Here is a 21,407-nt window from a genome sequence, read left to right as displayed (position 1 = left end):
AAACGCTATCATCATCGACATAAATTCCATCGCAGCAAGTTCCTCAGACCCTCATCTGAATTCTGCTTGCTGCTTTCCTTTTTGGATCAAATGGATAAAGTCGAGCTTAGCAATCTTCCAAAAAACAATTATCTCGTATTCGACGATATCTCGATCATGGCGTAATGGAAAATCCTCGCGGTGAGAATAATCTCCTTTGGCGCGATACATTTCTAAAATCTTTGGAATTTTATGATGACGAGGATCTAAAATCCTGTTTCTCAAGTTCTCTGACTGGCCTACATATAAAGCAGGCTTTTCTGCTTCGTGAGCGATCACATATATGCCTGGGTCGGTAGGAATATTCTCCTTATTCTCCTCTATTTGCAACCAGCAAGAGCTTTCCCAACCTGGCATATAATACAAGTTCCTCCAGTTCAGCTTTTTTATTGGCTCATCAAAATCATTATCGCTATTCAAAAAATTATCATTATCGCTATTCAAGTCGATAGCATCCAGTTTTTCCTTGTGTGATCCAAACAGCCATTGAAGGGGCCACTGAAAATCGTGTGTCATCATTTGAGTTAATTGATAATTCCTAAAGCTTGCTCATACTCCTCAAGCTGCGCCAAAGCCAGGGCTAATTCTTGTCGGTGGTCGTCGGTGGGGTCGAGTTGATACCGGACTTGCGCCGCAAGGCATCGTATTTGGCATCGATCTCGTCGAGTTTCTCGTTCACGCGCCTCTGCCTCTCTTTCCGCTGCTTCGCGATCTCGTCGAGCCTCGCGTTCTCTTGCTTCAGCCAGGCGGTTTGTTTCTCGTTCGCGAAGCGTGTCTTTAGACAATTTCGACGGTTCCACTCAACGCCGAAATTAACCAGTGTAGCCAGGAGGGCTGCCACGGTGAATCGGTTGCTCCAGAGACGAGGTTGGTCGATGAATCCGAGGAGGGGGAAATCTTGGACATCGTAGAACCGCAGAAAGGCAATGGCGAGGGTGAGCACGGCCAGGGTGGTGGCAGGCAGCAGCGATAGAAAATTTAGCCAAACTTGGGGGGTGAATAGTCCCATTCTAACGGAGGTGCTTTGCTGCCCCATTGTACTCAACCCACAGAAACCCGTTTTTGGGATCTGGGTCGCATGTAATGTCGATGGGGGCGTACCTAGAGGTTGGGGGACTACCGACCAAAGTTAGCGATCCCCCTAAATCCCCCTTAAAAAGGGGGACTTTGAAGCGGACTCAGACCCCCCTTTTTAAGGGGGGCAGGGGGGATCCCCCAACCGTGGCATACGCCCTCGTGGGTGGGCTAACCCAGAAACCGGGTTTTTCGTCATACTGTAGCGAGGCTCTAGACTAGGGCTGTGACTACTGATCCTGGAAATAACGCTTCTGTGACTTCCGACTCCTTCGATTCCTTTGACCCGCTGAGTTTTAGCACCATCCCCACGCCGCCGGAGGGGTTCAAATCGGGCTTTGTGGGCATTGTGGGGCGGCCCAACGTGGGCAAATCGACCCTGATGAACGCCCTGGTGGGGCAAAAGGTGGCGATTACCTCCCCCACGGCGCAAACCACCCGCAACCGTCTACGGGGCATTCTGTCGAACGACCAGGCGCAAATTATTTTTGTGGACACCCCCGGCATCCACAAGCCCCACCACGAGTTGGGCAAAATTCTAGTCAAAAACGCCCGCATGGCCATCGATGCCGTGGATGCCACCCTGTTTGTGGTGGATGGCAGTGTGGCGGCGGGACGGGGGGATGAGTTTGTCGCCTCGCTGTTGGCCCCCAGTGCGGTGCCCGTAATTTTGGGCCTCAATAAAATTGACCAGCAGCCCGCCGAAGAGGCCGAGGCTATCGACGCCAGCTACCAGGCCATGGCCGACACCCACGGTTGGCCCCTGGTGAAGTTTTCCGCCCTCCATGAGCAGCAGCTCGATACCCTGCTGCAAACCCTGATCGACCGCCTCGACCCTGGCCCCTACTACTACCCCCCCGACCTGGTGACCGACCAGCCGGAGCGGTTCATCATGGGAGAACTGATCCGCGAACAAATTCTGCTCCACACCCGCGAAGAGGTGCCCCACTCCGTCGCCATCGCCATCGACCGAGTGGAGGAGGACGCCACTATCACCCGCATCCTCGCCACCATCCATGTGGAGCGCGATTCCCAGAAGGGCATCCTGATCGGCAAGCGGGGCAGTATGCTGAAAACCATCGGCTCCGAGGCCCGTCAGCAAATCCAAAAGCTGGTGATGGGGCAGGTTTACCTGGAACTGTTCGTCAAAGTGGTGCCCAAGTGGCGACAGTCCCGCAGCCGCCTAGAAGACTTTGGCTATCGCGTGGAGGAGTAGCCTATGGTGCCTACCCCACCGCCCCCGGCCCTGCTCACCCAGGTGGCGCGACTGTTCCCAGAGGCGCTGTTCTATGCCCCCACCCAGCAGCGCCAGATCGCCCTCACCATCGACGACATCCCCACCCCCGGCGACCAAGACGACGCCTCCACCCGCCTCATCCTCGCCGCCCTAGAGGCCCATAACCGCACCGCCAAACACCCCGTGCGGGCCACCTTTTTTGTGATTACCGACCACCTCAATCCGGGCAGCACCATCCTGCAAGACATCCTGGCGGCGGGCCACGAAATTGCCAACCACGGCACCACCGACACCACCCCAGCCATCCTCCAACCCGCCGAGTTTGAGCGCCACTTCCGCGAAGCCCACGACCTGATCACCGACACGACCCAGCAACCGATCCGCTGGTACCGCCCAGGGCGCGGCTTTTATAACCGGGCCATGGTGGAACACCTCAAACTCACTCCGGGCTACGAATCCCTCGTCGCCCTGGCCTCCATGGTGCCCTTCGACACCTTCCAACCCCTCAGCACCCCCACCCTCAACACCTGGTATCTGTCGCGGTTCATCTTTCCGGGGGCGATTTTTGTCATGCACGGCGGGTCTAGGGAACGGTGTCTGCAAACCGCCCAAGCCCTACCGCCCCTGCTAAAGCTTATGGAACGCCAGGGCTACCAAGTCGGCACCCTCTCCGCCCTGTATGACAATCTGATTGCCGAATCGCCGCCCTCTCCTCCTGCGGTCTAACGGCCCCACGCCCAACTCGGACTGCCCGATCACGATTTTTCCGAAAAGACCAAACTGTGAATCGAGCTTGCGGTGGTCACTCATCCTGTGCTAGCTTGTTTCTCTGCAAGGACGTATAGCTCAGTTGGTTAGAGCACCACGTTGACATCGTGGGGGTCACTGGTTCGAGTCCAGTTACGTCCATTCCTTGAAAAGCAACCGTTCCAAAGGTTTTCAGCCTTAGCTCAAGGTTGTGATCAGCCTTCAAAACGGGTACGAGCTTACCGGAATTTGACGAAAGAATGCGGCTTTTGGCGGTTCAATGGGTACAGATTGGGTATCCGAAAATGGCCAGAACTCCCAAAGGTGAAGTGGCAATCGAAAACATAGACGGCTGGATTCGCCTCCGGTGGCGCTACCAGGGGCAGCGGAAAACGATGTCTTTGGGGCTGAGGTATGACCCCGTAAACCTAGCGGTGGCGCAGCAGCGGGCCAACCAGATCCGACTCGATATGGTGAGCGGGAACTATGACCCGACCTTGGCTAAGTACAAAACCGACCGTAGCCAGCAGGCCCAGGCCATAGGGGCTGTTGATCTATTTGAGCGGTTTATGGAGTGGAAGGCGAAACGGGTACAGCCGCGTACCCTTGAGAAATACCGAGGGCTGGTGACGTGGCTACGGGACTACTTTAGTGATCGCCCGGTCAGTGATTCCGAGGCTGAGGCATTTATTGAGTGGTTGGGTGAAAACCTGGAGCCAGTGACCACCCGTGAGCGCCTGGTGCTGTTGCGGGCTGGGTGGCAGTGGGCTATGGGTCAAGGGCTGGTGGAGCTCAACCCGTGGGCCGATTTGACGGTGAGGAATCCCCCAAAGCAGAAGGATAGGCCATTCACCAAAGATGAGGTAAGGCGCATCCTGGAAGGGTTTGCCGAAAGTTGCTACTACAAGCACTACGCAGACTATGTGCGATTTAAGTTTGGGACTGGATGCCGGACAGGGGAGGCCAACGGGCTACGGTGGCGGCACCTGAATCAGGATTGCACCGTGGTTTGGTTTGGGGAGAGCCACACCCACGGGCAGTTCAAAGACACCAAGACGGGCAAGGCTAGGGAGGTGAAGCTATCGCCATCGTTGGCTGAGATGCTACGGGCACGAATGCCCCAGGACATTGACCCCGATGCTTTGGTATTTCCGGCACCGGAGGGAGGCCCAATCACCGAGGGTAACTTCAGTGAGCGGGGATGGGCCAAGGTGCTGGAGGCGCAGGGCGTGCCCTACCGAACGCCCTACAAAACCCGTCATACCTTTGTGTCCCATGCTCTAGAAGCTGGGATGAACCCGGTAGAGGTGGCGGCCATCACGGGCCATGACGTGAAGACCCTTTACAAGAACTATGCCGGACTGATTAAGAGTCACCCCACCACACCGGAACTATTTTAATTTTTTGCAGTGCTGGGTAGTAAGGCAAACCCCTTCCTACCCCTTCACCCCCTTCACCCCCTTCACAATTCCCCTAAGACCCTTTAATGACAAAGCTTTCGCGTGTGAAGGGGACAAGTTCGATCCCTTCACACGCTCCCTTATCCCCTCGCACAGCATTGCAGGAGCCAACCGTGGTTAGCTTGCCCGCCGACCAAAGGAACGCTTTTGCCCACTGGGAAGGCTACGCCGGAAGTTTTCGATAGCAGCTAGGTGAGTTTCGGGGGCGTCCTGATTCACTAGCCAATCGAGGATCATCTCTTTGATGTAGAGCACGGGGGCTGTAGGGCCACGACCACGCCGCACGTAGTGAACGCCACAAATCCACTGGTCGCGCAGGCTCTTGAGTGCGTCAGGCTTGCAGCGCAGCATCTCACAGGCTTCTTCTGTGGTCAGCAGTTGAACCTCAAACCGCATTGGCCTCACTCCCTAATCGCTTTGCATACCAAGGGGCAGGTTTGGGTGGATTCGCCTCTACCCGTTGTTTGGCCCGCTTCAGTCGTTGCCCCAGCAGTGGGTTATGGGCTTTCAAGTAGTCCCAAAACTGCTTTTTATCCTCTGGTTCCAGCCGCTTCAACAGATCCAGCAGATCCGCTAGGTCGCGGGTTTCACCACTCAGGCCAGCCCTTGCCACCGCCATCAGATCAGCGAATTCTCTAGTGCCTAGCATGGCCATTGACCTCATTGGGTTGGGGTTTTAGCTCCGGAAGTTCCTGGTAGAGATAGTCCACTTGTTCAGGGGTTAGACAGGTCAGTTCGGATTGATAAATATCGGGATCGTCACAGTTCAGATTGAGGAATCGGGTTAAGTCACCTCCGCTTAGAGGCTTTCCGGGATGGGTGATTTTCCCCCGTAGCGCCCTGGATACCGTGAGCGGTGCTTCCTCGACGGGCACTTCTTCAGAGGGGCCGTAAACGTCTTGGCCCACGGGCTCGGTTTGAGTTTTGCGGAGTCGAACCTCATAAAACCCATTCCCGGTTGAGCTGTTCAGGCGATCTCTTTTCGTCTTCAGGCCAAGCTGGTGCGCAAATAGACTCTCAAACTGCTTGACGAAGGTCGGTAGGCCAACGGCTTTAATGTTTGCGCCCTCGCAGTAGGCACAATAGGACGGATACAGGTAAGTTTTGCTGGACTGCCCTTTATTCCCAATCTGCGTCCACGCCCCCGGTTCGTAGACCACCCATTCCTCTATCCACTGGGCCATACTGTCAGTGTTGAGGAGGCTGTCGGCCTGGAACCCTCCAATCGAGCGAACATACTCTAGGGGAGTCTTAATATAGGCTTCCATGAGTTCATCGGGCAGATCGAGCACCCAATTAAAGAGGCCGGGTAAACACTCCAGGAAATCTCCTTTGGCTTTTCCATCCGGGCCAAAATCCAGCAAACAGCGCCGCTCCCCCTCCGGCACCACCCGGCTAAAGTAAATCGGGATTCGCCGCCGAAACAGGGCGTTCGTTCTATCGCTGGGGATCGTTTCTTTATTCGTTGCGACTAGAACCAAGCCCTCAAGGGTAAACCCGTCGTTGTAGTCGGGGTTTTCGTTTTTGCGCTCCAACGGCAGGTGATCGCCCCCCGTCATTTGCTTCAGTGTGTCTACCGCCGTAGGGTTGTAATCTGCGTCGGGGATGAAAATCAGGCGCTTGCCAAGGAACCGGGATGTCTCAAATCGGGAGTTGGCAATCCTGGACAAGGAAGTGCTGACGGTATTCGTGATTCCCACCAGCGCTTGCACCAGTCGAATAAAGGTACCCTTACCTGTACCGCCAGGGCCAATCAGTTCCAGATAGCGCTGGAAGTCCGTCCGGCCTAGCACAATCGCTTTCAGGCAAGCCCGGAGTAACTGAACCACCGAAGCATCGTCCCCCACTGCCCAGGTCAACCAGTCCACGATGGGATCGCAGGTTGCCCCAGGAGTATAGGGATAGGGGAGCTGCCAAGTGAGGCCGTAGGCGGGGCTGTGGGCCAGCAGCGTCTTGTCAGACAGCCTCAAGACCCCGTTTAGGAAGGGCACTAGACCAACGGAGGAGGGCCACCGCCGCACAGCGACCCGTTGGCTGAGCAGCGCCACAGTACTATCAACTGCCGTTTGGCCGTATTCTCCTGCCGCCCCCGCTGCATCCAGTTCTCGTTGGACAAGCTCCTTGACCTCGCGGTCGCTGACCCGCTCCCAAAGCCCCGGAATCGTTCGACCATAAGCGTAGAACCCGGCAAGATCGGAACGATACTGAAGTTCCCGTCCCCAGGAATGCTCCATTGCCGCCGCCAACTTGCCTGCCTGGGGCAGAACAATACTCCCCCGTGGGCCAAGGCCAATCAGGCCATCGAAGCAGTCCTTCGTCACCCAAGCCCCATATCCCTTGGGTACCCTCACCTCTTTTTTGCGGGCCTCAAGCTTTTGGGCGACCTCAACCTTGAAGAACTGAGCAAGGGCAAGGTTTCTAAGGGAGCGAATATCGGGCTTAGAGAGCTTTGCTCCGCGCTCCCTTGAGTGGGCCAAGCAGAAGGTTTCGATCCGCGCCTTGAGGTCAACGTAATCCCGACTAATCAGCCAGGAGAGCTGCCACAGCCGGGTATAGAGCCGGGGTTCTGTATCACAGTGCTTGGGAAGGGGCGCGGCCAGAAGATAGTCTAGCCAGTCCAACAGGAACTTGCGAGGCTTAGCGGCCCCCGCCAGCAGATTGTTGAAGTCCTCCTGCCCAAAGCCAGCGTTAAAGAATTCGGTAAATCCTGCCTTTTCCCCAGCCGATTGAGGAATCAGCGCAATTTTTCCGCCGAGGTGAAGCCCGCCCTTAATCAGGGCTTGGGCCACGTTGGCGTTACTGAGGCCGTCAGAGTCGAAGACCAGGGTTAGCCCCGCCCCCTTTATCAGAGTCGTCGGAACGTGGCTCACTCCTGCAATCGCGCCGATAGGTTGACCACCGCGAATCGTCCCAATAAAGGCATCTTTCCAACCCTCCGTAACAGCCTTCAAGTCGGCCAGTGTCTTAACCCCCCTTGGTCGCCAAACGCAGGGTCTAGCTTTCTTCTTTGAGGGGCTGAGATACTTGGGGCCACCGTTGCCATGAGCATCCAGGCGCAGTTGCCCAAAACCTTTGTCATCGAAGGGAAACCAGATCCCAGACGTAACGGGGTAGCCGCCTGATGTATGGGAGAAGCCCAGCAGAGCAACGGCTTCTTCCTGGGAGACCGACCGAACGCCGTACTCCTGAACGGCCAGGTCAATTTCCTCTTTCTTCCAACCGTCATCCCTGAAGTGCTGACGGTGGTCTTCTCGTAGTCTACCCGTCATGACGCCACCCCCTTAGGAGCTACGGAACGCTCACGGGGTGAGGGGTTGAGGGTTCCCCTGCCAGTTGATATAATGCGAAAAAGCATTTTCACCTCGCTTTTTTTGAAGGGTCTAGCCACCCGTAACGCTTACCCCGTGGAGCTTGCCGGCTCTACGGGGTTTTTAGTCTTTAGCCTGCTTTCCCCAGGAACTCCTGTAGAGCCAGGAAGATAACCTCCGACTTTGGGACACCTCGCCGCTGCCGTTCTGCCTCTAACTCTTCTTCCAGAGCCGCAGGAATTCGGGCCGCGACCAGGCGATCACGTCGGTTGGTTGGCTGGATTAGCCAATACTTGCCGGACTGGTTAACGGGTTTTGTATTCATGGGGTAATTATAGGCTAAACCTTTGGATGTCGGGATTTGAAAGCCTTGATCTGCAAGGCTTTTTATTGCATTTTTGCAATATCAATCAAGTTGTTGATGTAGTTGAAAAATGAAATTGTGTTCTCGTTTTGTTCGACAACATAGTTGTAAAGCACAAAAGATAGACGCTTTTTAGGTATTAGCTTTGGGATTAGCTAGGTGCAAGGTGCCGCTTATCCATGCTGAACACAACAAAGATGGTCACGGGGCAAATCATCATGCAGCAGCACTGCCCAGGTTGCAGGGCACAACGTCAGCAGATTGGGCACCTCGATTAATTGCCATATTGCGAACCTGAAGAGCCTGAAACCCCTGAAATCTCGTAGCCACTCCCACGAAGATTTGTATTTTTCGAGGTGCCCGATTGAAGCTCTCCGACTTGGAGTTGCGGTCATGCGGAGGAATGTGAGTCAGGGTAGGGTCAGACCCGCTCCGCCGATGGCGATAGGGCATGGCCATATCCTGAAAAGTGTCCGTCGTATAGACCTGATGGGACAAGGCATTGAGACCCAGCAAGGCCAGAAGGTGTCATTCGTAAAACGGCTTACTTAGCCCCCTGGCTGGTTTCAGTGGGAAGCTCACCAGATCGTTCTGCCCTAGCCACTTCTTCAGCCATGACGGACTCAACCAAGTTGCTGACAGACCGCAAACGCTGATCAGCTAACCTTTCAATCTTGGCTTTTAGTGCCGGGTCAACGTATGCAAACAGCTTGGCCTTATCTGTAGCCACACTCTCACTCAGATACATGATTTCCCCTCAATGCTACTGGAATAGAGGTTTTCTGGGCCAATGGTAGCCAGCCTGTAGAAAAACTGTAAAACCATAGTGCTACCACTTTGATGTCTCTATGCTACCATCGCTTTCAGGTTTAAAAGCGTTCCATATCCGAAACGGCATAGGTACGGGGCTGGCACCGATTCGCCCGATGTGTGGCACGGTTGCCCCGTTCCGTAGGCCGTTCCAACAGTGTTCCAATCCGTTCCAACCGAGTACCCACAACGGACAAAGGCTTATGCAATCCCTACATTCCTTCTGCACTCAGTACGAGATTCCCAAAACCACCGTTAAGCGGTGGCTGAATGACAACGGCTACGACACCTCGCAGGGCATGACTGCTGAGGCCGTCGCCGCTGCCAAGGCCCATTTCCGCATTGAAGACCCACAGCCCGAACCCACTGAACCCGCCCTTAACCCCACGGTGATTGAGGTGGGCAACCATCGTGGGGCGTTGGCTCTACCCAATGCCCCAGCCGCCATCAACTTGGCCGATTACCGGGGTGATGTTGCCCTGACCAGCTTTGAGCCTGAGGACGTTGACCGCTTTCTGAGTAGCTGTGACGGCTTTCTGGAGGCTGTCGAGGCCGATTATCACCAGCAACAGGCCATCACCCAACGGAAGGCCCAACAGGCCGCAGCGGTGAAGGCCAAAGTTGAGCAGGTGAAGGAAGCCAGCCTGGTTTACAAGCTCCGTTCTGAATCCTTGGCCCTGCACAACGCCGCCATTGACGCCCAGATGCAGCGGGATATGTCCGTGCTGGGAAAGCCCCAGCAACCCGCCGAAAGCCCCCAGCCGTAGGGGTTTACCTCGCCCTCGCCCTTGCGGGGGCATTGATCGCCGTTCTGATTTTTTAGAGATTGACCCATGAGCCAACCCGAGCCGAAGACCTGCCTAGATTGCTGCAATTTCGTCGGCTACTGCAAGCTGGCGGACTATCCCCCGGTAGTGGCCTACTGCCGGGATGCCACGAACTTTGTGGATGCCGACATGAGCCGCTGCCCTTGTTTTGTTGAGGATTTGTAATGAGCATCCAAGACCAACTACGCACCGAATACCAGCACTACCTAATTTTGGGCTACTGGCACTGGGAAACCGAGGAGTATTGCAGCGAAGACGGCTTTCCCACTGAAGCCGAGTGCTACGCCGATTTTGAGCAGTTCATCGCCACGTTGGAGGACTAGCCCCATGACCGAGATTTTTGACTTTGAGATTGACGCCACCGACTGCCCCGCCTCCTGCCTAGACTGCGCCCATTGGTGCCCTGCTGCGGGGTGTGCGCTGGCAGGCAACCCAGCGGTGGATGCCTTCACCGATCCCTACAACGGCCCCAACGATGCCGACATGAGCCACTGCCCAGGATTTGAGGACGTTTAGCCATGAACACCCCCCCACCTGTTCCCCTCGACTACCGCAAGGAAACCATCGAAACCGCTCCGGAAGGGCCGATCCAAAACATCTACCGAGTGCCGCTGCCGTGGTGGCAAAACCGCCGTTACTGGGCCGTGGGTGGCCTGTCCCTGGTTGCCCTCTCCGGGGTGGCCTTTGCCTTGGCCCAGAGTGGCCGTGTGGGCAATACCGGGGTTTACCAGAGCCAGAACCCAGGGCCGAACTTGGACAACGTTCTGAGCGCCGCCCAGGACAGACTGAGTGGCAACTACCAGGACAGCCGCCTGGTGCTGGAGGATGTGCAGCGCTCGGTTCTGGAGAATGAAGCCTACCGATTCCGCACCGAGGCCGAACGGGCCGTCCGTCGTGAAACTGACCCGTGCTTTGGCCAGCAGTTGATCTGCCCGCTGAATCGGTTTCAACGGGACGCCCAGGCGCAACTGGACATCGCCAAAACCGAACGGGACTGGCGGAAAGCCAACAATGCCCTATTCCGGGTCAACGCGGTTGAGCTGGCCCGTAACCTGCCCTCGGTGCCCCAAGACCCGCCGATCAACCTAGCGGTGGTGGCCATCGAAAACATCACCCAGTTTCACGACCGCACTCACTCGCTGTCGCAGGAGGTGCAAGCCCATGAAGTTCGCCGTTAACTATGCCCGCCTGGTGTTCGCCCTGCTGAACCAGCAGCCCCCAGAGAAACTTTTTGCCGCTGCCGTCGGGGTGCCCCTAACCGGGTTTGTTGGCTTGGGCCTGGTTTGGGTGCTGAGCCACGTTCTAAGCCTGCTGGCGGTGCTGCTGGTGGCCTATGGCCTGCTGTTGTTGAGCATGGCCGTGGTGAAGGTTGCCCAGCAGTTTTTCTGGAGGTTCACCCGATGAAAATAGACGGTAACGCCCTACTCTATACCGCCATTGGTAGCGCTGCCTTGGGCGTGTTCTGCGGGGTGCAGCGCCCTGCCTCTAACCTCACCCCCGCCGACCTCGAAACCTTCGCCAACGGTGGGCAGGTGGAATACCGGGTAACAAATCCCTACCTACCCTTGGCTATGCTCCTAGGGGCTGTATCGGTCGGTTCTGGCCTTGCCTGGGCACTGAAGGGAGAAACCCCTACCGTTTGCCCTCGCCGCCTCGCCCATGGCCCCCACGGCCCCCACAGCGCCCGCGTGGGATGGTTCGGTTCCCATGCCCAAAGGAAGCCAGCCGGATAGTTACCGCGTGGGCAACCCCGCTGCCATCTTGGCCCAACGGTTACGGCCTACCCTCATCGCAGCGAACCCACGGGTGGGGAAGGGGCTAACCGTGGCCCATGCCTACCGACAAGCGCAGGCCAACGGGGCAGCGGTGTGGGTCATCCAGCCCAAGTACCACCCCAAAGAACACTGGTATTGGGAAGCCGCTGACAACGTCCTGGGCTTCATGGCTGACAGCCTCGAAACCAAGGAAGACATCGAGGCCATGCAGGAGGAAATGCAACAGTTCATCTTCGCTTGGCGGCAAATTCCCCAGCGGCCCAAGGTGCTGATCGTGGATGAACTCGCCATGCTCAAGACCACCTTCAAGACCTGGTACGAATCCTTCCTCAAGCCCCAGTTGGTCATGGAGTTGAGCAGCGGCGAAACCGATGATCGGGCACTGTGGGCCATGACCCAGAGCAGCCTGGTCGGTGACATCGGAGTGAGCGGGGGCATGAGGGCCACCTTCGACCTACTGACCTTGCAGACCCCAACCAGCCAGGGGCATCTGGAATCCTTGCGAGCCTCCGATAAAACCATCCCGCCCATTGATGACCCTGCCATCTACGAGCGCAGCTTTAGCCCCAAGGGTGCCGTCTTCTACCACAGCGCCCTGCCGGAATGGTTGCCGATGGTGGCCTATGAGGTGCCGAAACTCGCAGGGGAAAACGGACAACTAAGTTCCCCCGGTGAAACTTCCCCGGTAACTTGCGGGAACCAAGACGGGGCGGGGGCTGTGGCCTTACCCGAAACGAAAGTTACCGAGTTTCAATCGGCCCAAAATGCCCCCGATCTGGCCCTCATCATCGCGGTAACTCGTGCTTTGGAAACTGGCATGAGTCGCAGCCAGATTATCAAAGAGGTGCTGGGCTACACAGGCAAGCGCTACGCCGCCGGGGGCGAACTCTACGACCGCATCCACGCCATCATTCAGGAGAACTCAGACCATGACTAGCCGTACCCCTGCCAACAGCAGCGCCATGACCCGCACCCCAGGCCGTGGGCCAGAGGTGATCGATGCCCAAGTGATCGACATCCAACCCAGCCCCGTTCGGGGTGGCTCACTACAACTCGCCCCTAGGAACTCCATGCAATCCAATATCCAAGACGGGGGGTGGTTCGATGCCTCCGCAGGCAAACGCAAACCCGTGTTTGTCATCAGCCCCGCCACCGACCCATGGAGCATTTTCCCGGTGCTGCGGTCGGGCCTGTCCTGCCTCAGGAACTATCCCCTGCAAACGATGGGCGGTGCCTTTATCTCAGTCTGGGGTGGGTTGTTCGTCCTGGCGGCTGGGTTGAACGTGTTGCAAGGGTCAGCAGTAAAGGCCAGTGGCGACATTTGGAACCCCGTGGTTGCTGGCACTAACTTTGGGGCGATGTTGGTAGTCCCTACCCAGTCCATCGCAGGCAGCGCTCACAAGGTTTTGACCGGGGAAGAACGCATCGGTCAACCCATTGAGGTTCGCCCCTACACCCGCGCCGTTCGGGTTGGGGAGTAACCATGCTGCTGTGGCGAGTACCCACCCGCCGTCTAGCCATCCTTGCCTGTGCCGTGGCAGGGGTGGCTTTTCTAGACCTGCTAGAGCCAGGGCGGGGCAAGTTCATCAATCCCGTTAGCCGAGTTAGATCCGCCGTCGAGGCGCACCAGGTCGCTCAGTGGATCGAGCAAAACCGAGTTAGCCCAGACGATACCCGCCTACTCAACTGCGACACCATCGCCCCCGAACCCGTTGCCATTGATGCCAGCGCCGCCAACATCCGGCGGGCCTTGGTGGGGGAATCGGAAGTGCTGACCCTAACCGCCCTCGGTGCCCCCGCCTGTGCCCTTGGCAATGGGGTGTACCGCTGGGTTCTCAACAATGGCTTGGCCGTAGACGTAACCGTACAGGAAGGAGTTGTGACCCACAGTGAACTCAACCGTTAGCCAACACAAACCCCATTGGACAGAACTGCCCCCGGTGTGGCGGTGGATCATCGGTAGCGCCATCCAAGCTGGGGACGTTGCCCTCAAGCTGGGCTGCGTTGCCCTGATTGGTGCCTCAACCTGGGTGATGGTGGACAAGGACGCCAACGACCGCTTTACCCTACGCCGCGCCGATGTTGCTGCCGTTGCCATGATGGGCCAAGGCCAAACCTACGCCTCTCCCATCGTGGGCAAAACCCTAGCCGACCTGGTCGCCTACCAACCCAGCCACGGGCAAAGCTTTGGCCCTGAGACAGGCAATATGCGCCGCTATGGCCCCCACGGTGGGGTGGATTTTGATTGCCGCATTGGGGGCTGTGTAGGGGCGGCTGTGGCTGCTCCCATTGCTGGCAGGGTGAGCGAGATTCGCAAGATCGGAACATCGGCCAACGGGGGCAGCTTTCAGATTCATATCCAAGGCCAAGACTGGCAGGGGCCAGTAGAACACCAGCTTGTCCACGTGGACAACATCTCAGTGAAGGTGGGCGATACCGTCACCGCTGGGCAGGTCGTTGCCAAGGTTAGCCCCACCGATTCTGTCAGCACTGGCCCTCACCTGGACTGGAAAATCAAGCGCAATGGGGCATGGGTCAACCCCCAGACCTGGGCTAAGGATGCCAAGGGAAAGAACGCTACCCAACAGCAGCAAGCCCCATCCGCACCTGGGCAACCCATCTCAGACGACCTGCTGAAACGCGCCATCGGTAGAGCCGAGGGCACCCGCGACGCTAACGGCAACCCCACCCAAGCGTTCTTTGGGCATCGTGATCCGGGTTGGCAGGGACGATGCCAGAATCAGGGCAGTTTCTCGTATCAGCATTGCGCCGCCTCACCGGAAGCCGCAGACGCATCCTGGCTAGGCACCCTCCGCAAGGCTGAGCAGCGCATCAATGGCCAAGCCGTGGCCAAGTTCGGGAAGCCCCTATCCCAAGCCGCCATGGTTGCCGCCCTCGATGGCTACACCCAATCACCCAATGCCGGAACCATGTTTGTCGCCAACCTGCCCACCGCAGACCCCAACCCCCAGCAGATTATTGAGGCCCGTACCGCCGCACTCAATGCCAGCCGTAGGGCCAGGGGTGGGCCTCCGATGAATGTGCCCCGTGACCAACAGCGGCGGGTGAATGCCCTGATACAGCAGCTAGGCCGATGATGGGAAGGGAAGACGACCACGACCGACCATCATCTCCTATGTCCGAATCCCTTGATACCGATGGGTTTCAGAAAACCGCTGGCCCAGGGCTGGGCGTGGTGTGTGAACTGCGGAACCCCGAAACAACGTGGAGGGGTGCAGCCCCCGTCCCACTCCCCCAGCTACAGCAGGAGAGTCCTGCTCCTGAATCAAGCTATAAATAAGTCGTGAATGAGTCGTTATCAAGTCGTGATGGGTGACGGCTTCTCATCACAATGATGATGGATAAGATGGAAGTCCACGCTCAAGCCGTGAATGAGTCGTTATCAAGTCGTGAATTGTAAGAAAATCTCAGATGTTCTCCAGGCTCAAGACCATTCAGCCGTTATCAAGTTGTGAATGAGTCGTTATCAAGTCGTAACCAAGAGGATAGGGTGGATGATAATCTGGTGCTTTTCAGGCGACCACGAAGAATGAGCGTGCCTGGATAGTGGCCCTCCATGCCAAGTTGTGGGGAAATTTCTGGACTGGAATAGAAAGAAGTCATCGGATGCAAGGGGCGACTAGGCCATCAGACATCCTCCAGAGCATTGCGGTTATCATTTATGCCCTTGCCCGTGATGGGCTAGAAGCTTAGACATGATTAAAGAAGACAACAAGGTATAGCCCAATGACTTTGGAGTGGGACGAAGTTGGCCATTTGGCAGATCGTTTTTTTAATATCTGGTCTAGTGGTGGAGATTTAGAGTGGGCCGAGACAGCATGGGGCTTTTTGGCAAAAGCTGGCCTCACCGATGACTCCAATGGTCTGGAGCATTGTAAGACCCTGGTTCGCTTGCTGTGCTTAGCGGAGTATTACTACACGGCTTGCACGCTCTATCTTGATGAGGATGTGGAAACAGATTTGACCGCTTGGGCCGAAGAGCTAGATATTTCCGGCGTACGCCTGGGACAGCTCATCGGCCCAGATTTCATCTTTGGCAGCAGCGAAGATAGCTCGACCCTCTACAAAGAGGCACTGACAGACTTGATGGCTGAGCTGGAGAATGAGGTCGAAAAAGCCCTGTTGAAAGGCTATGGCGGTAAGGAGCAGCTATTTGTGGCACTGTGTCGTACTCGCATGACTGAAGAATCTTGCGATCCTGAGCATCCTGACTAAAAGACGGATAACCAAGTACTCCGCGAAAATTCGGCTAGCTATACGGCCTTTCTAAGCTGATGGCCTCTCAGATCAGGCAGCCTCATCTTGGGAATATAAATACCGCTGGAAGCCGATAAAAACTTCACTGATGGTGGTCACACTGCCCAACTCGCGTACCGCATCCTTCAGGCTGTGGTATCTCAGCTCTAGCAGGTGCGGCAATTTGCTCTGGTCAAGTTCGCTAACTCCAGCGTGGATGTATTGATCCAAAACAAAGTTTAGAAATTCTTGCTGCTTGCTATCGCCATATTGGGCCAAAATTTGAGGTTTGCGGACGGCGACTCGATCTTGTCGGCTGATGGGATCGGTGGTGTAGGCAATGTAGGCTAGAACGTCGTAGAGGTCGCTGTTTTCGGCATCTACTAGGCGGCTAATCTCGGTTAATTGTTCGTCACCGTAACCCCGCTCAGCTAACCCCTCTAGCAGGGCTTTGCGAGTATCAGGGCGGCTCCAAAGGTGGCGCAGTTCAGCTTCATCTTTGAACAGGGTTGGGATGTCGCCAAAGAGCTTCGTCACAAATTCAGTGGCGGTGATGGGGGTGCCGTCGGGGCTCCAAAAGCGGGTTTGGGTAGTGTTTTGCAGGGTGCGGGCTTTGCCATCGGCAAGCTGGATGACGATTTTTTCGGGGCGGCGGCGGGTATCGTCTCGCTCCTGTCCATCATTTCCATCATTGCTGGGATCGGTGGTGTTTGGGTCGGTGATGTACTGCCCACCCGATTCACGGCTGCGGCGGCTGGTAACGGGGACGGGTTCGGCGGGCTCGCCGTCCGTCCCATTCGGGGTCGTTGAAGTGTTCGTAGGCTTTGACGAAATCGTAGATGGTGAAATAGTCTTTGCCATCAAAGGGGCGGGTACCGCGCCCCACAATTTGTTTGAACTCGATGATGGTGCCGATGACCCGCAGCAGGACGATATTGCGTACGTTGCGGGCATCCACCCCAGTAGAGAGCTTTTGGGAAGTGGTGAGAATGGTGGGAATAGTTTTTTCGTTGTCCTGGAAGGTGCGTAGGAATTGTTCGCCCAGGTTGCCATCGTCGGCGGTAACACGGACGCAGTAGTTGGGGTCAGTGCTGATTTTGAATTCGTTAATTAGGTCGCGGATGGCGAGAGCGTGGTCTTGGGTGGCGCAAAAGACCAGGGTCTTTTGGTTTTGGTCGATGGCCTCCATAAAGAGCTGTACCCGGTAGCGTTCGCGCTCTTTGATTTCGATGATGCGGTTAAAGTCGGCTTCAGTGTAGGTTTTCTCGGTATTGACGGCCCCTTCAACCACTTCATCGTCGGGGCTGTAGAGGTATTCGTCGAGGGTGGTCTCGAATTGTCGCACCTTGAAGGGGGTGAGAAACCCGTCGTTGATGCCGTCTTTGAGGGCGTAGGTGTAGACGGGATCGCCAAAGTAGGCATAGGTGTCGGCGTTGTTGGCCCGCTTAGGGGTGGCGGTAAGGCCCAGTTGCACGGCGGGAGCAAAGTATTCCAAAATAGCCCGCCAGGTGCTTTCGTCCTTGGCTCCGCCCCGGTGACATTCGTCGATGATGATGAAGTCGAAGAAGTCGGGAGAGTAGTCGCCAAAGTTGCGGGGGCTTTGGCTTCGCTCAGTCCCCGTGGTGTTCGCTGGTGGAGCAGAGTCGCGGGGGCTTTGGCTTCGCTCAGTCCCCGTGGTGTTCGCTGGTTGAGCGGAGTCGCGGGGGCTTTGGCTTCGCTCAGTCCCCGTGGTGTTCGCTGGTGGAGCGGAGTCGCGGGGGCTTTGGCTTCGCTCAGTCCCCGTGGTGTTCGCTGGTGGAGCGGAGTCACGGGGGCTTTGGCTTCGCTCAGTCCCCGTGGTGTTCGCTGGTTGAGCGGAGTCGAAACCAGCGCTCTCAGCCATGAAGGTTTGGAAAATGGTGAAAAAGACGCTGCCGTTTTTTGGGACGCGGCCTCGTTTTTTGATAGCTTCCGGGTCGATGCGGACAAGGGCATCGTCGGGGAAGGCGGAGTAGGCGTTGTAGGCTTGGTTGGCCAAGATATTCCGGTCGGCGAGGAAGAGAATGCGGGGGCGACGGTTGGGCTCGCGGCTGAGGTTCCAACGGCTTTGAAAGAGTTTCCAGGTGAGCTGAAAGGCCACAAAGGTTTTTCCGGTTCCGGTAGCCATCGTCAACAAAATTCGATGGCGTCCTTCGCAGATAGCTTCTAAAACGTGCTGAATGGCGTTGTGCTGGTAGTAGCGGGCTTCCCAGGTACCGCTGCGGTCTTCAAAGGGGATGGCGGCAAAGCGATCACGCCATAGGTTTGCTTTGCTGTAGGTGGCGGCCCACAGCTCGTCGGGGGTTGGATACTGGCCGATATAGCCTTCCTCCCCGGTATGCCTATCTATCTGGTAGATGCCGTCGCCGTTGGTGGAGTAGGCGAATCGGGTTTCGAGTTTTTGGGCATAGCGTTTGGCCTGGGCCACGCCAAGGGTATCGGGTTCGCTCCGTCGTTTGGCTTCAATGACGGCGAGCTTGTGGCCACGATATTCCAGCACGTAGTCGGCAAATTCGGCGGCGGCCCGTCGTCCACCCCCGACCAGTCGCCCAGGGGCAATGACCTCTCGCCGCACTCGGCTATGGTCTACCACGCCCCAGCCAGCGGCCCGCAGGGCAGGATCAATCAGTTCAGCGCGGGTTTCGGCTTCGTTCATTGGGGTTTGCTAAGGGCAAGATGTTCGACCAAGGAGGTCTGGATGATGGCCTGGAGTGAGACCCCTTGCTGATTGGCCTCCTGGTCAATACGCTCTAGCAGCCAGAGGGGCAGGTCAATGCTAATTCGTTGATGGGTCGCCCCCAGCCGCTGGGCGTGGGCCAGATCCAGATAGGGGGTGAGGTCTTCCCCAGCGTCAAATTTCTGGTCGAAGTCTTTAGCTTTCATAGAACGCTATCTCTTCCTTGCGAGATCGTCTAACAGAGATGATGCGCGTGTTCTGTCCCCGGTAGGTGATCACCGCTGTCCAGTGCTTTGCTCCTATCTTACCCACGATTAAAAAGCATGGAAGTCCTCAAGGGGCGCTTCCATCATGGCTCAGGGGTTAGGCCGTTGTCAGTAGGGGCTGGGGGCTGAAGTCGCTCCCGTGCGACCTTGATTGCTTGGTGGAGTTTGTTCTGAAGCACCTCTTTAGACGGCAAAACCGTCAGATACTCCGCCACATGAATCCCACTGCGGTCTAGCTCTAACAGTTCAATCTGCTCCTGCTTCTTTCCAGCGCAGAGGATAATGCCGAGGGGTGGCTCTTCATTGGGTTCCTGGTCGTGTTTTTGCAGCCAACGCAGGTAGAGTTCCATCTGGCTTTTGTATTCGGCGCGGAAGTTACCCAGTTTCAGGTCGATAGCCACCAGGCGTTTGAGCTTGCGGTTGTAGAACAACAGATCGATGTAAAAATCGTCATCGTCGATTTGCAGGCGCTTCTGACGGGCCACAAAGGTGAAGCCTGCTCCCATTTCTAGCAAGAAGCGCTCGATTTCTCGCAGGATGGCGTCTTCGAGGTCTCGTTCGGTGTAGCGGTCTTGCAGGTTCAGGAAATCCAGGATGTAGGGATCACGCAACAGTAGGTCGGGGGAAACCTTTTGCTGGTTGCGGAGATGGTCTAGGTCGTAGCGGATGGTATCTTCGGGCTTGCGGGAGAGGGCCGTGCGCTCGTAGAGCATGGAGTCGATGCGCTCTTTCATCTGGCGAAAGCTCCAGTTTTCAAGCTGGGCAATCTCGATGTAGAAGTCGCGCTTTAGCGGGTCGTCGAGGGTACTCAGCAGTTGCAGGTGAGACCAGCTCAATTTTGCAGACAGTGTATGCAAAATTTGTTGATCGGGAAATTGCTCGGCAAAGTGGAGGCAGTTTCGCAGTTGCCGCTCGCCCCAGCCGCGCCCATAGGTTTGGGTAAGCCGTTGGGAGAGGGAACGAATCACCTGTTTGCCATATTCGGCCCGCTGCCCCTGCAATACTTCGGTCTGGATGCGTTGACCCACCTGCCAGTACAGCAGGGTGAGTTCGGCGTTGACGGCCACGGCTGCCCGTTGTTTAGCAGCATCAATAAGCTGTCCAATGTCTTGAAAGAGCCGATCATTGGGTTGGGCCAGGTTATTGTTCATGGAGTACAACGCAAAGACTAGGCTGTAGCATAGCAATGCTCCCTGCTTTTGCGTTAAAACACTTTTTGCTTTGATTTACAAGGGTTTCAGGCTTTAGAGGGAGCTGGTTTAGTTTTGCGTTAAAGCACTCTAGGCCCAGAATGGGAGGTAACGGGCATACCGGGTAGAGGCTGATTCGGAATCGTCGGTTTTGGACGATGAGGGCTTTGACTTCGTTGAGGGATGTGGCCGAGGGAAACGCCTGGGAGCCAACCACGCGACGGGGAGGCTTGTCGGTGACGCCCAAAATGAGGTGGCCGCCTCGCTCGTTGGCCAAGGCAACGCAGTACCGCAACAGATCGGGTTTGCTAAAGCTCTGTTTGGCTTGCTTAAACTCTAGCCGCTCGGTTTCGGCGGGGGCATTAAGCCACTGGTTGAGGTCTTCCAGGGTAATCATGCCGCTATAACCTCCTTGGCCCCCGCCACTGCCGCATCGCCCACCTCAGCCGTCAACTCACCAGAGAACGCCTTTTGCAGGATGGATTGCTTGAGTTCGTTGAGGGCGGTGAGTTTTTGTTGGTAGATAGATTCTAATTTCTGCACCTCCATCGCTAATTCATCCAGTTGAGTAATGATTAACGACTGTTCATCCAAATTTATTGGATAGAGGATTTCATTAGCCAAAATGCGCTTAGGTGCTGTATGGCGAACCATTGTTCCAGTCGCCGTCGCTTTAATGCTGTCAGAAAATAGTTGTGTGCGGAGGAAATAGTATACATATCTCGGACTTACCGAGTCTGATTGAAAATGAATTCGACCAATTCGCTGATTATGTAAGATATTAGGGTGTTCGATGAAAGCAGGTTTTCCGAGAATCTTCATCTTCGACGACAAATCAGTCATCACGATAGTCAAGTCCCCTACATCAAAAAGATATCCGTCTGGCGCAGGTTGACCAGTTAGGCGTTTCGTATTTTGTGACGTAAAATACAGAGTTCCGTCTTCAGAATAGTTGCCGGGAGTTAGTACGATTGGCTTATCCAAATCACTGCTTTTCTCAAAGTCCGGCCCTTTGAATGCATATCCATGCGAAATATTTACTAGGTCTTTCAGTTTCTTCTTTTCCCAGTCGTCACCTTTGCGGGTGAAGATGGTGTTCAGGTAGCTTTCAAAGAGTTCGCGGGCGTTGGCTAGGTTCTTTTCGGTGTTGGCAATGGCTGCATCAATTCCCTCAAATACCTCATCCAATATCGCCACAATACGCTTTTGTTCATCCAGCGGGGGGATGGGGATTTTGGTATTCTTAACCTTCTGGACAGTCATAAGTTCTGGACAGGGGTACTAAGTTACTAAGCTTTGGGAGACCTGAGGGGGCAAGGGGTTAAGCTTAGCGGCGATGAATTTAGGCAAAAGTAGAG

27 protein-coding genes and 1 tRNA gene are annotated in these 21,407 nt (G+C 56.1%); 16 read left to right on the top strand and 12 right to left on the bottom strand.

Translation table 11 applies throughout. The features are described from left to right. Positions 1-51: 51 nt before the first annotated feature. Both H6G62_RS21050 and H6G62_RS21045 read right to left on the bottom strand, forming a co-directional pair. Positions 52-558 (bottom strand): hypothetical protein, encoded by a 507-nt coding sequence (locus tag H6G62_RS21050; RefSeq protein ID WP_190498812.1) that lies wholly within the window; start codon positions 556-558, stop codon positions 52-54. Between the two features lie 61 nt (positions 559-619). After that, positions 620-1,048, bottom strand: a complete 429-nt coding sequence (locus tag H6G62_RS21045) for a hypothetical protein (RefSeq protein ID WP_199325159.1) — start codon at positions 1,046-1,048, stop codon at positions 620-622. Between the two features lie 321 nt (positions 1,049-1,369). Here H6G62_RS21045 and era point away from each other — a divergent pair, with 321 nt between their 5' ends. From era to H6G62_RS21025, 4 genes are all read left to right on the top strand, one after another. Then, positions 1,370-2,329: a GTPase Era gene (gene era, locus H6G62_RS21040; RefSeq protein WP_190498810.1), complete on the top strand. Its 960-nt coding sequence runs from the start codon at positions 1,370-1,372 to the stop codon at positions 2,327-2,329. Between the two features lie 3 nt (positions 2,330-2,332). Next, on the top strand, positions 2,333-3,076 hold the full coding sequence (locus H6G62_RS21035) for a polysaccharide deacetylase family protein (protein ID WP_190498808.1): 744 nt from the start codon (positions 2,333-2,335) through the stop codon (positions 3,074-3,076). 109 nt (positions 3,077-3,185) lie between these two features. Further along, a tRNA-Val gene (locus H6G62_RS21030) sits at positions 3,186-3,259 on the top strand. 143 nt (positions 3,260-3,402) lie between these two features. Then, positions 3,403-4,497, top strand: coding sequence for a site-specific integrase (locus H6G62_RS21025; protein ID WP_190498805.1), 1,095 nt, complete (start codon positions 3,403-3,405; stop codon positions 4,495-4,497). A gap of 177 nt (positions 4,498-4,674) precedes the next feature. Here the strand turns inward: H6G62_RS21025 and H6G62_RS21020 are convergent, their stop codons facing one another. From H6G62_RS21020 to H6G62_RS21005, 4 genes are all read right to left on the bottom strand, one after another. Beyond that, on the bottom strand, positions 4,675-4,953 hold the full coding sequence (locus H6G62_RS21020; protein WP_190498803.1) for a hypothetical protein: 279 nt from the start codon (positions 4,951-4,953) through the stop codon (positions 4,675-4,677). Continuing rightward, the gene (locus H6G62_RS21015; protein WP_190498802.1) at positions 4,943-5,206 is read right to left on the bottom strand and encodes a hypothetical protein; all 264 of its coding nucleotides are present in this window, start codon (positions 5,204-5,206) and stop codon (positions 4,943-4,945) included. Before H6G62_RS21015 ends, H6G62_RS21020 begins: the two co-directional genes overlap by 11 nt. Next, positions 5,193-7,826 (bottom strand): DUF5906 domain-containing protein, encoded by a 2,634-nt coding sequence (locus H6G62_RS21010; protein ID WP_190498799.1) that lies wholly within the window; start codon positions 7,824-7,826, stop codon positions 5,193-5,195. Before H6G62_RS21010 ends, H6G62_RS21015 begins: the two co-directional genes overlap by 14 nt. A 169-nt stretch (positions 7,827-7,995) precedes the next feature. Further along, on the bottom strand, positions 7,996-8,190 hold the full coding sequence (locus H6G62_RS21005; protein WP_190498798.1) for a hypothetical protein: 195 nt from the start codon (positions 8,188-8,190) through the stop codon (positions 7,996-7,998). 1,052 nt (positions 8,191-9,242) lie between these two features. Here H6G62_RS21005 and H6G62_RS21000 point away from each other — a divergent pair. The 12 genes from H6G62_RS21000 to H6G62_RS20945 all read left to right on the top strand — a co-directional run bounded on the left by H6G62_RS21000 (position 9,243) and on the right by H6G62_RS20945 (position 15,877). Then, entirely contained in the window at positions 9,243-9,806 is a 564-nt protein-coding gene (locus H6G62_RS21000) for a hypothetical protein (protein WP_190498796.1), read from the top strand. A gap of 66 nt (positions 9,807-9,872) precedes the next feature. Continuing rightward, complete coding sequence (locus tag H6G62_RS20995) at positions 9,873-10,031, top strand: hypothetical protein (protein ID WP_190498794.1); 159 nt, start codon at positions 9,873-9,875, stop codon at positions 10,029-10,031. Then, positions 10,031-10,189: a hypothetical protein gene (locus H6G62_RS20990; protein WP_190498792.1), complete on the top strand. Its 159-nt coding sequence runs from the start codon at positions 10,031-10,033 to the stop codon at positions 10,187-10,189. Before H6G62_RS20995 ends, H6G62_RS20990 begins: the two co-directional genes overlap by 1 nt. Before the next feature lie 4 nt (positions 10,190-10,193). Next, positions 10,194-10,382, top strand: coding sequence for a hypothetical protein (locus tag H6G62_RS20985; RefSeq protein WP_190498790.1), 189 nt, complete (start codon positions 10,194-10,196; stop codon positions 10,380-10,382). A gap of 2 nt (positions 10,383-10,384) precedes the next feature. Then, complete coding sequence (locus H6G62_RS20980) at positions 10,385-11,044, top strand: hypothetical protein (RefSeq protein ID WP_190498788.1); 660 nt, start codon at positions 10,385-10,387, stop codon at positions 11,042-11,044. Further along, positions 11,028-11,270, top strand: a complete 243-nt coding sequence (locus tag H6G62_RS20975; protein ID WP_190498786.1) for a hypothetical protein — start codon at positions 11,028-11,030, stop codon at positions 11,268-11,270. The genes H6G62_RS20980 and H6G62_RS20975 overlap by 17 nt, the downstream gene beginning before the upstream one ends. Further along, a complete protein-coding gene (locus H6G62_RS20970) occupies positions 11,267-11,599 on the top strand; it encodes a hypothetical protein (protein ID WP_190498784.1) in 333 nt (110 codons plus the stop codon). Before H6G62_RS20975 ends, H6G62_RS20970 begins: the two co-directional genes overlap by 4 nt. After that, a complete protein-coding gene (locus H6G62_RS20965; RefSeq protein WP_190498782.1) occupies positions 11,574-12,578 on the top strand; it encodes a hypothetical protein in 1,005 nt (334 codons plus the stop codon). The genes H6G62_RS20970 and H6G62_RS20965 overlap by 26 nt, the downstream gene beginning before the upstream one ends. Then, entirely contained in the window at positions 12,571-13,122 is a 552-nt protein-coding gene (locus H6G62_RS20960; RefSeq protein ID WP_190498781.1) for a hypothetical protein, read from the top strand. Before H6G62_RS20965 ends, H6G62_RS20960 begins: the two co-directional genes overlap by 8 nt. Before the next feature lie 2 nt (positions 13,123-13,124). Beyond that, positions 13,125-13,547 carry a hypothetical protein gene (locus H6G62_RS20955; protein WP_190498779.1) on the top strand — a complete coding sequence of 141 codons (423 nt, stop codon included), beginning with the start codon at positions 13,125-13,127 and terminating at the stop codon, positions 13,545-13,547. Further along, entirely contained in the window at positions 13,531-14,739 is a 1,209-nt protein-coding gene (locus H6G62_RS20950) for a M23 family metallopeptidase (RefSeq protein WP_190498777.1), read from the top strand. The genes H6G62_RS20955 and H6G62_RS20950 overlap by 17 nt, the downstream gene beginning before the upstream one ends. Before the next feature lie 649 nt (positions 14,740-15,388). Continuing rightward, the gene (locus H6G62_RS20945; protein WP_190498775.1) at positions 15,389-15,877 is read left to right on the top strand and encodes a hypothetical protein; all 489 of its coding nucleotides are present in this window, start codon (positions 15,389-15,391) and stop codon (positions 15,875-15,877) included. 72 nt (positions 15,878-15,949) lie between these two features. Here the strand turns inward: H6G62_RS20945 and H6G62_RS28025 are convergent, their stop codons facing one another. From H6G62_RS28025 to H6G62_RS20915, 6 genes are all read right to left on the bottom strand, one after another. Then, on the bottom strand, positions 15,950-16,435 hold the full coding sequence (locus H6G62_RS28025) for a type I restriction-modification enzyme R subunit C-terminal domain-containing protein (RefSeq protein ID WP_347239396.1): 486 nt from the start codon (positions 16,433-16,435) through the stop codon (positions 15,950-15,952). A gap of 202 nt (positions 16,436-16,637) precedes the next feature. Next, positions 16,638-18,572: a DEAD/DEAH box helicase family protein gene (locus H6G62_RS27430; RefSeq protein WP_199325158.1), complete on the bottom strand. Its 1,935-nt coding sequence runs from the start codon at positions 18,570-18,572 to the stop codon at positions 16,638-16,640. Further along, a complete protein-coding gene (locus H6G62_RS20935; RefSeq protein WP_190498771.1) occupies positions 18,569-18,799 on the bottom strand; it encodes a CopG family antitoxin in 231 nt (76 codons plus the stop codon). The genes H6G62_RS27430 and H6G62_RS20935 overlap by 4 nt, the downstream gene beginning before the upstream one ends. 143 nt (positions 18,800-18,942) lie before the next feature. After that, positions 18,943-20,010 (bottom strand): PDDEXK nuclease domain-containing protein, encoded by a 1,068-nt coding sequence (locus tag H6G62_RS20925; protein ID WP_190498770.1) that lies wholly within the window; start codon positions 20,008-20,010, stop codon positions 18,943-18,945. Next, positions 20,000-20,446, bottom strand: a complete 447-nt coding sequence (locus tag H6G62_RS20920; RefSeq protein WP_190498768.1) for an ATP-binding protein — start codon at positions 20,444-20,446, stop codon at positions 20,000-20,002. The genes H6G62_RS20925 and H6G62_RS20920 overlap by 11 nt, the downstream gene beginning before the upstream one ends. Further along, positions 20,443-21,312 carry a restriction endonuclease subunit S gene (locus tag H6G62_RS20915; RefSeq protein ID WP_190498766.1) on the bottom strand — a complete coding sequence of 290 codons (870 nt, stop codon included), beginning with the start codon at positions 21,310-21,312 and terminating at the stop codon, positions 20,443-20,445. Before H6G62_RS20915 ends, H6G62_RS20920 begins: the two co-directional genes overlap by 4 nt. Between the last annotated feature and the right edge of the window lie 95 nt (positions 21,313-21,407).

Origin of the sequence: Phormidium sp. FACHB-1136 (genome assembly GCF_014697375.1) — a bacterium.
Taxonomy (GTDB): Bacteria; Cyanobacteriota; Cyanobacteriia; order Phormidesmidales; family Phormidesmidaceae; genus Nodosilinea.
Note: the sequence above shows the minus strand (reverse complement) of the source record. Positions and strands in the feature narration are given on the sequence as shown.

Coding starts and splice junctions, on each gene's coding strand:
- H6G62_RS21050 (WP_190498812.1), bottom strand. CDS start 558: ATGATGACACACGATTTTCAGTGGCCCCTTCAATGGCTGTTTGGATCA.
- H6G62_RS21045 (WP_199325159.1), bottom strand. CDS start 1,048: ATGGGACTATTCACCCCCCAAGTTTGGCTAAATTTTCTATCGCTGCTG.
- H6G62_RS21035 (WP_190498808.1), top strand. CDS start 2,333: ATGGTGCCTACCCCACCGCCCCCGGCCCTGCTCACCCAGGTGGCGCGA.
- H6G62_RS21025 (WP_190498805.1), top strand. CDS start 3,403: ATGGCCAGAACTCCCAAAGGTGAAGTGGCAATCGAAAACATAGACGGC.
- H6G62_RS21020 (WP_190498803.1), bottom strand. CDS start 4,953: ATGCGGTTTGAGGTTCAACTGCTGACCACAGAAGAAGCCTGTGAGATG.
- H6G62_RS21015 (WP_190498802.1), bottom strand. CDS start 5,206: ATGCTAGGCACTAGAGAATTCGCTGATCTGATGGCGGTGGCAAGGGCT.
- H6G62_RS21010 (WP_190498799.1), bottom strand. CDS start 7,826: ATGACGGGTAGACTACGAGAAGACCACCGTCAGCACTTCAGGGATGAC.
- H6G62_RS21005 (WP_190498798.1), bottom strand. CDS start 8,190: ATGAATACAAAACCCGTTAACCAGTCCGGCAAGTATTGGCTAATCCAG.
- H6G62_RS21000 (WP_190498796.1), top strand. CDS start 9,243: ATGCAATCCCTACATTCCTTCTGCACTCAGTACGAGATTCCCAAAACC.
- H6G62_RS20995 (WP_190498794.1), top strand. CDS start 9,873: ATGAGCCAACCCGAGCCGAAGACCTGCCTAGATTGCTGCAATTTCGTC.
- H6G62_RS20990 (WP_190498792.1), top strand. CDS start 10,031: ATGAGCATCCAAGACCAACTACGCACCGAATACCAGCACTACCTAATT.
- H6G62_RS20985 (WP_190498790.1), top strand. CDS start 10,194: ATGACCGAGATTTTTGACTTTGAGATTGACGCCACCGACTGCCCCGCC.
- H6G62_RS20980 (WP_190498788.1), top strand. CDS start 10,385: ATGAACACCCCCCCACCTGTTCCCCTCGACTACCGCAAGGAAACCATC.
- H6G62_RS20975 (WP_190498786.1), top strand. CDS start 11,028: ATGAAGTTCGCCGTTAACTATGCCCGCCTGGTGTTCGCCCTGCTGAAC.
- H6G62_RS20970 (WP_190498784.1), top strand. CDS start 11,267: ATGAAAATAGACGGTAACGCCCTACTCTATACCGCCATTGGTAGCGCT.
- H6G62_RS20965 (WP_190498782.1), top strand. CDS start 11,574: ATGCCCAAAGGAAGCCAGCCGGATAGTTACCGCGTGGGCAACCCCGCT.
- H6G62_RS20960 (WP_190498781.1), top strand. CDS start 12,571: ATGACTAGCCGTACCCCTGCCAACAGCAGCGCCATGACCCGCACCCCA.
- H6G62_RS20955 (WP_190498779.1), top strand. CDS start 13,125: ATGCTGCTGTGGCGAGTACCCACCCGCCGTCTAGCCATCCTTGCCTGT.
- H6G62_RS20945 (WP_190498775.1), top strand. CDS start 15,389: ATGACTTTGGAGTGGGACGAAGTTGGCCATTTGGCAGATCGTTTTTTT.
- H6G62_RS27430 (WP_199325158.1), bottom strand. CDS start 18,572: ATGAACGAAGCCGAAACCCGCGCTGAACTGATTGATCCTGCCCTGCGG.
- H6G62_RS20935 (WP_190498771.1), bottom strand. CDS start 18,799: ATGAAAGCTAAAGACTTCGACCAGAAATTTGACGCTGGGGAAGACCTC.
- H6G62_RS20925 (WP_190498770.1), bottom strand. CDS start 20,010: ATGAACAATAACCTGGCCCAACCCAATGATCGGCTCTTTCAAGACATT.
- H6G62_RS20920 (WP_190498768.1), bottom strand. CDS start 20,446: ATGATTACCCTGGAAGACCTCAACCAGTGGCTTAATGCCCCCGCCGAA.
- H6G62_RS20915 (WP_190498766.1), bottom strand. CDS start 21,312: ATGACTGTCCAGAAGGTTAAGAATACCAAAATCCCCATCCCCCCGCTG.